The organism is Paenibacillus sp. FSL M8-0142 (genome assembly GCF_038597315.1).
Classification (GTDB): Bacteria; Bacillota; Bacilli; order Paenibacillales; family Paenibacillaceae; genus Paenibacillus_AQ; species Paenibacillus_AQ lactis.
On the sequence record NZ_CP152008.1, the window covers coordinates 4933133 to 4945459 of the forward strand.

The 12327-nt window shown below is 55.1% G+C and carries 13 protein-coding genes; 1 reads left to right on the plus strand and 12 read right to left on the minus strand.

Going from position 1 to position 12327, the window contains the following annotated elements:
* Positions 1–60 precede the first annotated feature (60 nt).
* The 11 genes from NSQ46_RS22720 to NSQ46_RS22770 all read right to left on the minus strand — a co-directional run bounded on the left by NSQ46_RS22720 (position 61) and on the right by NSQ46_RS22770 (position 7787).
* Entirely contained in the window at positions 61–369 is a 309-nt protein-coding gene (locus NSQ46_RS22720; protein WP_007130794.1) for a hypothetical protein, read from the minus strand.
* A gap of 22 nt (positions 370–391) precedes the next feature.
* Positions 392–691 carry a hypothetical protein gene (locus tag NSQ46_RS22725; protein WP_007130795.1) on the minus strand — a complete coding sequence of 100 codons (300 nt, stop codon included), beginning with the start codon at positions 689–691 and terminating at the stop codon, positions 392–394.
* A complete protein-coding gene (locus tag NSQ46_RS22730) occupies positions 691–999 on the minus strand; it encodes a hypothetical protein (RefSeq protein WP_007130796.1) in 309 nt (102 codons plus the stop codon). Before NSQ46_RS22730 ends, NSQ46_RS22725 begins: the two co-directional genes overlap by 1 nt.
* A gap of 37 nt (positions 1000–1036) precedes the next feature.
* The gene (locus tag NSQ46_RS22735) at positions 1037–1327 is read right to left on the minus strand and encodes a hypothetical protein (RefSeq protein ID WP_007130797.1); all 291 of its coding nucleotides are present in this window, start codon (positions 1325–1327) and stop codon (positions 1037–1039) included.
* A 135-nt stretch (positions 1328–1462) separates the two neighbouring features.
* Positions 1463–2194, minus strand: a complete 732-nt coding sequence (locus tag NSQ46_RS22740; RefSeq protein ID WP_007130798.1) for a glycosyltransferase family A protein — start codon at positions 2192–2194, stop codon at positions 1463–1465.
* Positions 2191–2922, minus strand: coding sequence for a sugar phosphate nucleotidyltransferase (locus NSQ46_RS22745; RefSeq protein ID WP_007130799.1), 732 nt, complete (start codon positions 2920–2922; stop codon positions 2191–2193). Before NSQ46_RS22745 ends, NSQ46_RS22740 begins: the two co-directional genes overlap by 4 nt.
* The gene (locus NSQ46_RS22750; RefSeq protein ID WP_007130800.1) at positions 2919–3680 is read right to left on the minus strand and encodes a glycosyltransferase family 2 protein; all 762 of its coding nucleotides are present in this window, start codon (positions 3678–3680) and stop codon (positions 2919–2921) included. Before NSQ46_RS22750 ends, NSQ46_RS22745 begins: the two co-directional genes overlap by 4 nt.
* Positions 3677–4618, minus strand: a complete 942-nt coding sequence (locus NSQ46_RS22755; protein WP_342574777.1) for a glycosyltransferase family A protein — start codon at positions 4616–4618, stop codon at positions 3677–3679. The genes NSQ46_RS22750 and NSQ46_RS22755 overlap by 4 nt, the downstream gene beginning before the upstream one ends.
* Positions 4619–4743: 125 nt before the next feature.
* Positions 4744–5601 (minus strand): glycosyltransferase, encoded by an 858-nt coding sequence (locus NSQ46_RS22760; protein WP_007130802.1) that lies wholly within the window; start codon positions 5599–5601, stop codon positions 4744–4746.
* Positions 5602–5783: 182 nt separating this feature from the next.
* Positions 5784–6359 carry a WIAG-tail domain gene (locus NSQ46_RS22765; protein WP_007130803.1) on the minus strand — a complete coding sequence of 192 codons (576 nt, stop codon included), beginning with the start codon at positions 6357–6359 and terminating at the stop codon, positions 5784–5786.
* Between the two features lie 282 nt (positions 6360–6641).
* A complete protein-coding gene (locus NSQ46_RS22770; protein WP_007130804.1) occupies positions 6642–7787 on the minus strand; it encodes a glycosyltransferase family 4 protein in 1146 nt (381 codons plus the stop codon).
* 327 nt (positions 7788–8114) lie between these two features.
* Here NSQ46_RS22770 and NSQ46_RS22775 point away from each other — a divergent pair, with 327 nt between their 5' ends.
* On the plus strand, positions 8115–9224 hold the full coding sequence (locus NSQ46_RS22775; protein ID WP_007130805.1) for a YheC/YheD family protein: 1110 nt from the start codon (positions 8115–8117) through the stop codon (positions 9222–9224).
* A 147-nt stretch (positions 9225–9371) separates the two neighbouring features.
* Here the strand turns inward: NSQ46_RS22775 and NSQ46_RS22780 are convergent, their stop codons facing one another.
* Positions 9372–12137 carry a DUF5704 domain-containing protein gene (locus NSQ46_RS22780; protein WP_342574781.1) on the minus strand — a complete coding sequence of 922 codons (2766 nt, stop codon included), beginning with the start codon at positions 12135–12137 and terminating at the stop codon, positions 9372–9374.
* Positions 12138–12327: the final 190 nt, after the last annotated feature.

Consider the following 12327-nt stretch of genomic DNA (forward strand, 5'->3'; position numbering starts at 1 on the left):
AACCAAAAAGCGGTTCTCATGGATGGGTATGTTCCATGAGAACCGCTTGGAGCAGCTCCTTCATGAGATTGGAGGAGGGGCTGCCAGACCGTCTTCATAGCCTTTCGCGAATCCGGCTTTGAAGCCTTCATCATAGGCTTGGCTGTAGCCTTGATTATAGGCTTGGGAAGAAGCCGGAAATACACGTCCTACCCTTCTCAAACGGTAGCCTCCACGAGCTCCCCGGCGTCTGGATAGTCCGGATTTGGCCCGGCGACGGCGCCTTGGGCCTTGAACCACCTTCAGACGATGCATGCCGGGAAATGACCTTCTGCTGCCGGCCGGCCGAATTCTCCCTCTCTTTCGCACGGCGGAAATCTTTATTTTCATTTCAATAGCCTCCTGTCCCGCTTCAATTCATTCTTGCGATGTTCTCATTCGGGCTTGCCGAGCATCCGTCCGCAAGCCAGGGCGACGTCGGATTTCCCGTCTTCGTCCGGTTCAGCGATATGCCGGTCAGCATCTCTGTCATCACCGATTGGTAGGCGGTCAGAAGCCTGATATTCTCCGCTAGCGTTCGCGCAGTCAGATCGGAATGGGCAGAAATATCGGCAATGCTCTCCAATATACCGGCAAGGGCCTCCTGGCTTCTCGCAATCGACGAGACAATCGCAACCCTCGCCGCATGTTCACGGTGAGTGCGCGTATTCATTAATCGGAATCTCCAAATTCAAATTCATCAAACCCTCCGCCGGCACTCCGCTCCTCCGTACCGATGGCGATCCGCAAATTCCGGCATAGTCCGGATCCGATCCGTGTCAGCCCCTCAATCTGCTCCACGATTTGCTCGTGAATGGTCAGGGTTTCCTTCAAGCCATTCATGGCAGAGGGCTCCTGCGAAACGACCCATTCACGGACTTTTTCCGCTTCAACGGCCTTCCCCTCCAGTATCAAAGAGGTCTCCCGCTGAATAGCGACAGCTGCATCCAGCATACGCATCAAAGACTCTTCTTTGCTCACTTTATTTTCCCGCCCTTGTCATCCGGTATAGGACCGGTTATTCTTCCTCTTGCTCACGAAGCTCTTTCAGCACGATCTCCAGGTTATCCGCTGCAGTCTGCTGCAAATCAGCCATCGCGTTCAGGTAGGCTACGATGCTGCGGTTGATTTGCTCCGCCTGACCGCCGGAAGACCGCGCTCCATCGGCCACTCGAAATTCATATTCAGGCAATGCATGTATAATTTGAGCCATGCGAACAGCAGAATGGCGCTGCGCCTCCAGAATCCGAGCCAACTGCTGCTGAGAATGCGAGAGATGCGCAAGCATATCATCGATCCGGCTTTCCATGTCAGTACACTCCTTCACTCTCATCTACCCTCCAGCATATGCGGAGAAGAGATTCCCTGTGCCAGACCCCTTCATCCCCCTCATCCTTTTCGGGCACGTGCTACAGCTTGCCGGAACACAAAAAAGCCGCCGGAATCACGTAGCGGCCGTTTTGTTCTCATTGAAAATATCGGATCGGAAGATGCGCTGCGTCTTTTCTAGCCGATCAAGCCACTTCTGCAGATGCTCCTCCACCGTCATTGTGCCCGCGTCCCACCATCCGATTTCGGCCGGCAGCTTCCTCCGGAACAGCACGCAGCCGATCCTGTCCCTAACCGTCTGTTCCTCTAGAAATGCGGACTGCTCTTGAGCCTGGTCAAACGGGGGACTCAAGGCTCGGGATGCAGCACATACGACCTTCGCTTCCGGATGATGCTCAAGCTCAAAGAGCATTTCACCGATCCAGTTGTCGCAGACGGGGGCAGAATCGGTCAACACGGCAATGTACTCGCCGAGCGATACCTTCATCGCCCGATTGACCACTTGAACCAGGTTCTCCCCCTGACTGCCTTTAATATGCCGGAGCGCTCCGCTTCGGTCGTGAAAATACCGCCTGCTGGCAACCGACGCACCGGCATCTGCAATAAGCACCTCGTAAGGGTGGGGCGTTGCCGCCTCGATTTGCTGGATGATGCGGATCACCGCATCGTCGTGGGGACGGGCGGGAATAATGATGCTCGGTCCCTCGAATACCGTTCCGCTGTCTTCCCGGCCGAGCTGATACCCTAGTGCATATCCCGCCTGATAACCGGCGCGGTAATCGCCGGAAGCCGCCCCTCTCTCCTCCACAGGGTGGAATGCTATGCGTGCAGTTCGGCGTCTGTTCATGGCAGAACATCCTTCATATGAGCCGCCGCCTCCTGTAATGACTCAAAGGTGCCGGCATCACACCACCACTGCTGCAGGATGTCATACATCAGCTTGCCGTCTGCTGCGTACAGGTTGTTGACATCCGTGATCTCCAATTCGCCTCTCTCCGAAGGATGGATCCGGCGAATGATGTCAAACACCGCATCATCATACATATAGATTCCGGTCACCGCTTGGCGGCTGCGGGGATTAATCGGTTTCTCCTCGATGAAGAGCAGCTTTCCGCTCCCGTCCTCGGCAAATACGGGCACGCCATATCTATGCGGGCGATCCGTCGGGCTAAGCAGCACCATCGCCGTGCCCGGCGGCTGCCCCATATATTTCTGGATGAACGGCTTCAACTCATCTTGAAACAGATTATCGCCCAGCAGAACGACAAACTTTTCCCCAGGCAGGATATAACCTCGCGCCAGCTCCAGTGCTTCCGCAATCCCGCCAGCCTGCTCCTGGACTCGGTAGGTCAGGTTCACGCCAAAATCCCGGCCGTTCTCCAAATACTCTGCATATAATCCAACCGATTTGGAGCCGGTAATCAGCATGATATCCTCGATACCGGCTTGATGGAGCTTGTGAATGCCGTATGCGATCATCGGATGCCTGCCTACCGGAAGCAGGTGCTTATTCATATATTTCGTTAACGGAAGAAGACGGGTTCCGTTTCCTCCCGCCAGCAATACCCCCTTCATGATGCGTCACCTCTCTCCTCGATGAACTGTAACGGATCCACTTTCCATTTATCTACAAACCGCTTGCGGTTCCGCTCCACCAACTCTTGGAACCCTCCGGGGTACCGGTTTCGGAAGCTCGCGCTTCCTTCATGATGGACCAGCACATTACCGGCTACCAGCAGCTTGAAGCCAGCCAGGCGAGCACGGTAGCAGTAATCATCATCCTCGTAATGTCCCGGGGAATACATCTCATCCAACAGGCCGATACGCTCCATCACCGTACGTTTAAACAAGTAACATAACCCGACGATGCGGTGGACTTCCTTCCACTTTGCGGGGTCCGGCACATTCCAGGACTCGGCCTCACGAATAAAGCCCGCTAAATCGCTGTATCCGACCTTCACCTGTTGGATGCCGCTGGCGTAATTCGTTACTGGTCCCACAATCCCGATGTCCTCCCTGCTGTACAGCGCATCCAGCATATAGGACAGCCAGCGCGGCGAGGCAAAGCAATCGTTATTCAGCAAGAGCAAATTGTCGCCGGAGGCGATCCGCAAACCGCGATTGCAGGCGATGGGAAACCCGGCGTTATCCGGCAGGGATACAAGCAGCAGCTTCTCACGAATACAATATGCAGCTGTGCCGTCACGGGAACCGTTATCCACCACGATTATTTCGTAGGGCACGTTGGTATAAGCGCGGATATGCTCCACACATGTCCGAAGAAGATGAAGCCCGTTATACGTTGGAATAATAATGCTCGTCAGTCCGCTCATATGCCGTTCCTCCGTATTGCGAATTCGTCCCGGGACACCTGTCCCCATTGCAGGCGGGTGCCGGCACTCTTCATGGCTTCCATCAGGGCCTCGATATGATCCCCAATGATCAGCCGGGCTACCGGATTATCCCTGCCTCGGTTCATCGTTCGTCTACGGTTGACGCTGAGCACATCTACCGTTTGAACCGCCTGGATTCGAAGCCCTGCCCGGATGGCAAGCGTCTGCGCTTTCGGCGGTACGGCAAGATTATCGTATCCGATCATCTCGATCGCCCTTCTTGACAGGGCATGGGGGACAGCGGTCATCGAATTCGCCTCCAGATCATCACGTCCCATCATCCGGTTAAGAAAGGTCTTGCAGCGGGTGACCTCATCCTGCCGGTCAAACGCAGGCAAGAGAGGCATAATATCATTGAGTGCCACGTCCACGCCCCGATCTGCCGCCACCAAAAAGGCGGAGAGTAAATGAGCGGACACCGGCATATCTCCATCTATAAACAAAACGAAATCTCCCGTACTCAGCTTCGCTCCGATTCCACGCGCCACATCATGCCCAAGCCGCTCGGCGATATGAACGACGATCACACCGTCGAAGGAACGCGCTGCAGCAAAGCTGCCGTCTTGGCTTCCGTTCACCACCACAATGATTTCATGGAAGGGAAGCCGCTTGAGCTCCCGCAATACCGCCGGCAGCGAACTCGCCTCGTTGCAGGCGGATACAACCACCGAAGGACGTCCTGCCAGAGGCGGCATTAGAGGGGAGGGAATCTGGCTGCCGGAGCTTCGGACGAAGCCGCGGCGGAAGGATTCCGCAACGCCGGGCAGCAGGCGAAACAGCTGTCCGGCAGGCAATGCGGCCGATGCCAGCCACTGCCCGAACGCGGCGGCTGCGGCGCCTCCCCTTCTTCCCGCCAAGCGGCCGGCCGTCACTGCCATCCTCCCCCACCTGCCGTTCCGCAGGAAACGTAAGCCTGCGTTCCGTACTAAGCTTCTTCCCGGACGCCTCCGGCTGCGCCGGCGGATTAGCGCTGATGCTTTGGGGCCGTGCCTTTTCACACTCGTCACCTCACCATGCTCCGTCTTCGTTCTCCATCATGAAATCCTCCGCGCACACCGCGCTCCGCCACCAATGCAGCCAATGCCTCCAGATGATCGCCCAGCACAAGCTTCTCGAGCGGATCTCCTCCGGCAGCCCGACCCGGGTTCAATCGGCCGACCTCTACCCGATGCACTGCCTCGACGCGCAATTCCCTGCACACCGCCGCAGCCTGGGCCTTCGGCGGCACGGACAGGATCTCGGCTCCGATCGTCTGCAGGGCACGTCGGCTTATGGCATGCGGAACAGCGGTCATGGATGCTCCCCGCAGATCGGGCCTGCCCAGCATGGAATTTAATGTATACTTCGCAAGAATGACCCGGTGCACCAGCGATCGGTCAGTAGGACCCGTATAATCGTTTAACGCCACATCGACTCCGGATTGCACCGCATGCACAAATGGCTTCAATTCGCTAGAAGGAATCACCATATCGCTATCCGTAAACAGTAAGATTTGGCCCTTGGCCGCCTGTGCGCCCACGCTTCTTCCCACATCGTTGCCCAGCGGGTCGGCAAAAGCCAAAACCTTCGCTCCCATACGCTCCGCTGCCATTTCCGTATGGTCCCTGCAACCATTCGCGACAACGATAACCTCCGTTGCCGGATGGACGGCCCTCGCTTCGGCGATCACGGCGGCAATCTTGCCGGCTTCATTCATAGCCGGGATAATGACCGATACCAACGGTTCCGGATGGTTCTGCTTGGGGATCAGCGGTTCAAAGAAACGGTAGGTCAGCCCTATCGGCGCCGTCTCCGGGACCTGCGGCGCGGAAGGGCGCCGGACCCTTGATCTTCTTGGTCTTAACCGCTGCACGTGACGCATGATCGTATTCCTCCTCCGCAAAGGGGTCTCTTTTCTCCTCGGCAATCTATGCTATTGTATGTAAGACATCCGGCACCGTAACGGCATATGTACAGTCATCTCTGCTTGACTTACCTCGTGAATCCTGGATGCATACAAAAGGGCTGGAGTCGCCTCCAGCCCTGCTGACCGTTATGCTCTGCCTACTTCAAGCCGATGGCAATCCAGGACAGCCACCCTTCACCTGCGAGGCTGTCTTGGGGTCTTGTAATTCCTACAACCGCCTGCAGTTCATTTTTTGCGCGAACGCCCGCCTGGAATGCCGGGTCATTGCATGAAACGACCATCACATAATTTCCATCCGGGTAAAAGGCCTGCAGTGTTACGGATACATCCATTTCCGTGGCGCCTTCCGGGAATATGAACGGTATTTGACCGAACTGCTGCATCACCGGCCGTTCCGCCGCTCCCTGCACAGGATTAAAATTCAGATGCTCTAATTCCACGGAGTTTAACGCGATCTTGGAGGATGTAATCGATTCAGGAGACAGATGAATGCTGTACACGGAATAATCTTCGATGGCTTCGCTTCGCACACTCCGATGCTTAAGATGGGAAGCGCTGATCGTATCCTCGGCCAAAGCATACTCCGAGTCGCCGTCTTCCCGATCGGCTCCGGCCGTTGTTTTTCCCCTGAAGGCGGATGTCCGGAGACGTCCGGAATATCGCCGGCAAGGGCGTATCCCTCTCCCTCTCGTAATCCTTCTGGCTTTGTTCACTGTCGGCTCTCTCCTCTGCTCTAATCGTTACATTCATCCTATTCGGGAAGGAGGGCTCCTGCCACTGCACCCGGGTTTTGCATGCAGACATGTTATTTCCCGGGCTATAAGCTAGAGCACCCCGGCTTACTTGCAGCCGGTGTACTAGTATCCATTCCGAGCCGGCCCGATTATGAGGATTCCGTAAAAAGGGCAGGCATCCATGATCGATTGTAGATCGTATAAATATAAACCGTTAAGATTGCGTATTTCTTTTGTCCCGTTTGTTTCAGATGGTCGGACTCAGATCGTCTGCATCAGCCGCACCCAGCGCTCCGCGGTATGGTCCCATCTAAAGCGCTGGCGGACCGCTTCACGGCCAGCCATCCCGAGCCGAATGCGCAGCTCCTCGTTCTTCAGCAGACGGTCAATCTGTTCAACGAGTCCGGTCTGCAGCTCATCCCCTTTGACCAAATATCCCGTAACGCCGTTTTCAACGATTTCCGGTATACCTCCTGCACTTGCGGCAATGACCGGCACACCGGCTGCCATCGCTTCTACGTTCACGAGTCCGAACGCCTCCCTTGGAGCGGACGGGACGACAACGACATCCGCCAGCGAGTACCAGTCCGCGATAGCCGGATACGGAACAAAGGGGCGAAAATGCACCCACTTCTGATATGGCCTTGCCGCTTGCTTCAGCTCCCGGACATAAGCGGTTTCCCGGTCGGATCCATAAGCCGCGCTTCCGACAATAAGAAGCAGGACATTCGGATGTCTTTCGACCAATTGGGGCAATGCTGCGATGAGATGGTGAACGCCTTTGTCCGGAATGAGCCGTCCGGCAAACATAACAATACGACGTCCGCTCCAGCCAAAGTGCGCCAGCCTCCCTTCTTTCAGCGCTTTGGCCGCCGGACTGAACGGCGGAGTGAAATGCTCGAGGCGGACACCGAGATGATTGATCGTCATTTTCTCATGGAGCCATGGGTATAGCGAGGTTATTTCCTCCAGCAAAAACCGGCTGTTGACGACAATTCCGTCCATCCAGCGGGCGATGCTCCCAAATCGCTGCCGGCTTATATAAGGCGGGGAGATGAAGGTATTCGAATGAAGATTCAGCACGATTTTGATATCCGGAAGATGCATCTTCAGACGCTGGGCCAGAAGCGGACGATTGTGCACTTCAATGATGTCGGGTCTCCACTTCTGAAGTCTTCGCAGCAGGGAGGAATAGTAGCTGGCACCGGCCGGCAGGCGGTAGCACGGCACTCCTCCAATCGTGTCTTTAACAGGCAGTCCTTTGCCCACCACACCATAGATTCGGACGTCCATCGCCTCTTGAGCTAAAGGAATGATCTGTTCGACGACCCGCTCCACGGAACTGCTCCTTCCTGATGGAATGACAAAAGACCCCGGCGTCACGACCGCCACCTTCCGTAAACTCATATCTTCACATCCTTCTCGCAGCATATCTATTAAAAATTTCCATATCCACCCCATTGGATTCCCGAAATTCATAATTTCGCGGCAACCCGTTCGGTGTATAGAATTTGATACGATTCATAAATCAATATTCCGGCCATGCTCTCCTCCGGTGCCTGATTTTCACCGTATCCGATGTGCCGTCTCCCCCGTCCCATAGGGAAGCGAACATGCTCACCTGAAAGAATAGGCCAACCATGCACGACACCCGTCCATCCGGGACAAACTTTCCTATGCATACGATGAGATACGAAAAAACTACAAAGATTTGTGGCAGCAAGGAGGATGACCATGCATCCGGAATTTGTCGGCATTCTGCTTAACAACAGCACGTATCGCAGAATTTCCAGCGGGAGAATCGGTACCGAATCACTGAGCAACTATGAAGAAGCAGCTGCCATATACGGACTGGTTCCTTGTTTTTTTACCATCCGCCATATTTCGCTTGAAACCGGAGAGGTCACCGGATTTATGCCGAAGCGGCCGTACGGATATACACGCGTGCGTATTCCGATTCCACGGGCGATTCATATGCGGGCCATTTATTCCCATCGGCGGGAACGATCCCAGATCGAAGATCTTATCCAGCGCGGATTCTTCGTATACAACGGCCGCACCCGGTACGGCAAGGATGCTATACATCGTATGCTGGAGCAGGACCCAGAGGTCACACCTGCCCTGCCGCATACGGTAAAAGCTACCGCTGCCTCCATTCGAACGATGCTTCACGAGTATGGCGACCTGGTCCTGAAGCCCTGCAGCGGCAGCGTAGGCGTAGGGATCATGCGGTTGCGAAGCAGTCCGCCGGGGGGCAGCTTGCTCACCTACTCCCGCTCCTCTCCTTCAGCGAAGGGCTGGCGAACCGTGAAGCTTGCAGCCGGAAATCTGCATCCGCTGATCTTTCAGCGAATCCGGCGGGCTCCCTTTCTTGCCCAGGAACGCATTCCGCTGGCCGAGTATAAGGGACGCCCTTTCGACATCCGCGTCACCGTTCAGCGGGGAGGCAGCGGAGCCTGGGAGGTAGCGGGCATGTTCGCCAAGACCTCGCCGCCGCGCACATTTGTCTCGAACATCGCCCAGGGCGGATCGGCTTACCAGGTCCCGTATATCCTGCAGAACAGCCTGCCAGACCTGCCGGTTCCGCTCATGATGAAACGAATCACGGAATTTTCCCTTCATATCGCCCGCGTGCTGTCCCTGTTTATACCGTATGCAGCGGACTTCGGTCTCGACATCGGAATTACTGCGGATGGGAAGCTATATTTCATCGAATGCAACGGATGTGATCAGCGCTACGGATTTTTGGAGGCAGGGATGGAGGAAGCGTGGAGAACCGCTTACCGCAATCCGATGGCCTTCGCCCGTTATCTATATGATCACCAGGCATGGCCCGATTACTAGTCGAACACTTTTGAGATCAAGTCTGCTGCGATTAGATGGACCGCAGGCACAAAGGAAAAAACGGGCCAATCAAGCATTTCGAAGCTTGATTGGCCCGTCTTTGAATGACGCTCCAAGCCAGGTTGCAGCAAAACAGCCGTAAAGACATTAATGCGGTACCCTGGAAAGGAAGTCCCCCTTACTGGATTTGTCGCCATGATAGAATACGACATCGCCATCGAGCAGGCTGAATCGGTGCCCGTAGGGATCGGTATAAGAACTTGCGTACCCCTCCAGCCTCCATTGGTTCATCAGCGGAGCATGAATATACTGCAGATGCGGCCTTGCCGTGTTGCCATCCCGGATCGATTCGAGGTTAAACCGAACGATGATATATCCTTTTTTCAGAAAAATATCGGACTTTTCGTCCAATCGCCGGGTTCGACCGTGCTCTGCAATATTCGTTCCTTTCTTGACGACATATACATCAGAGGGAATGCTGTACTCCCCATACCATCGCTGGATTGCTGCGTTGGCTCGCCCGGCATCCACCGTTGCCGGCAGTCCTGCTTTCGGCCCGATCAACGTACGCACCCCTGACGGAAGCATAAGCCAGTCATACCGGCCAACCCAGGTCTTGGATTTGCTAAGCTTCTCGATATACTGCTTGGTGAACGCTTCAGCAGGCATGCCGGCTGAGGCCCCGCCTTGACGGTACAGATAGTCGGCTGTATCCCGAAGCTCTGCTATCGGAACATTTCGAAGCCGCTCGTTCAGAATGACATATCGCTTCTCCGTGTCCTCAGGGGAGCCGATTCGTATAAACTTTCGGTCTCCGCTGTGGTAGTACAGATCCACCTCCTGCCGTCCCGTTCCATCCTTGCCCACAAAATAAAAGCTAGGCGTGATCGCGATCCCGTCTGCGGCACCGAACATATTGCCCTTGGTCTTCAAATCGAATTTGAAATGGTAGCCCGTCTTCACGGCGGCATTGTTATACCCTTTAGCCGGATGCTTCCCTGGCGCGATTGGGAGCATGTATGGAGCGGTATTCCCCCGGACTCCCCCATCGATATCCCGAAGTCCCGTCCAATAGGAGACACCGCTTGGAACGGCGCTCCCCTTCTGTTTGCGGAAGACCCCCTCCCAGTTATAATCCGCGATATCGGTAATATGAAAATCATACATCCGCCCGATCACCTCTACAGGCTCGATGTCTGTGGCTGCATGGTGGATCAAATCCACATTTGCGCCCGACTGCGTCGTATAATCGGGCGGCGCATTCTCAGCAATCGTACGGAAATACACCTGATAATCCCCTTCATCAACCCAGACCGGCAGGAAAAATTCCGTATCGAGCTGGGCTGTCGGGATCGTGATCCACGTATTTTTCGGGTAGAACGTCCGCTTATCACCGCTGTACACATCAAACGGAAAATAGACCTGCTTCGCTCTTACATACTTGGCATAATCCCGATTTCCGTAACCCGGAATATTGCGATGCTGTCCGGACGTCGGGATGCGTACCGTAAACGGTCTGTCCAAAATAAAGGCAGACCGGTCCGGATTCGGCACCGTCTTTTGATTATGAGCCCGATCATCCGTTACGGAGGAATAGTTGACCACGGGAGTATGAACGGTGACCGTATTGATACCGTAAATCGGGAACTCCTTGTCGCTGCCTCCATTTATGCTCCCCGGCAGCAGGCCATACGCGATTGTACCGGCGCTTGTTGTATTCGCCCGATTGGCCTTATCGCTGCTAATCATGTTGCCGGGCTTGTACAGCACGTTCTCGCGGATCTGAGGCGGCTCGGGAATGCTTCCCGGCGTGGGACCGCTCTCCACAGTCCGGCGGCTGTCCATAATCGTTGCTCCGTTAAAAATGAGGGAGTCATTGGCGACCTCCACTTGATCCACGCCGGCCTCTGCGATGCTTTGCAGATTTTCGCTAGGCGGGGATGGCTTGCTCTTGTAAGAGCTGCCTCCGTAGGAGCCGGACGGCGCTATGATCGGATCCGGCGGGGAAGGCGGATAGAAAGCACCCGTTTGGCTGGTTGAATACTGCGGCGGCTGATAGCCTTGCGGATCAAGGCGGATTTCATTGCCGGGGAGCGCATAATTTCGGAGCAGGCCTTGGTTGATTCTGTATACTTCCAGGTTGTCGATCACCCAATAGGAGTAGGGACGCTTAACCGTATATCGCTCCGTCACTTTCTCTTCCGCTTGCTGGGGATCCGGTACCGTGGTCGGCTTACCGTCCGGTCCTTTTGGTCCGGGCTTGCCGGGATCCCAGTGCAGTGTCCAGCTCTTCTCCACATTCACTTCAAATGTGCATACCCCGGTCATTTTGACAAACGTGTTCTGAACAAGATAGCTGCGAGCCAGAATGTTGCCGTATAAGCTCTCGGAGGTCGGAATTCCCTGCAGCACGTCAAAGCGTTCGCTGCCACGCTGATCGGCCAGGATCTTCGCCGTCACCACCGGGTCCATATACCGTCCGTTGATCGTCTGCCCTGGAGCGGGCTCCGTACAGGCTCCGGTTGACGGGTCAGGCGGGGGCGGTGTGTCCCTGGTTGGTTCGTAGTAAAAGTACAGGTAATAGGTAGGGAAAGACCCGTCATAGGTAAACGGATACGGATCCCCCGGCGTAATTGGGCCGCCGCTCGGAGCAGCTATTGTGCTCTTCTTATGCCCCTTGTATGTATAATCCGCATTGCCCGGTGTGTGCGTAAAAGCATAGGGCTTATCCTTCTCCAGCTTCTCCTCCCGGTCTGAAAAACCGGGGACTCCATGTAGCGGTTTCCCTGTAGTGGTGTAGTGTTTAATAATCGCATTTCCTTCCGCCGGTTCAAGCTCGATTTCGAATAAGGTAGGGAAGTAGTAGCGCCAGCCTTCGACGAGCGGTTCAAAGTGTTTTCCGTTTTTATCCATCTCCTCTTGTCTCCGGTCAATAGCCATTGGAGCTACTAGGAGAGCATCAGTAACATACACAGGAACGTTGGCAATGTTAGTACCTTTCCCTGTCCATTGTCTTCCAGAAAAAAAATATGAAGGTGACGTAGCTCGTATGTAATAATCTCTAGGATTCTGAGCCATTTCAACGGAACGTGAAGCTTCAAAG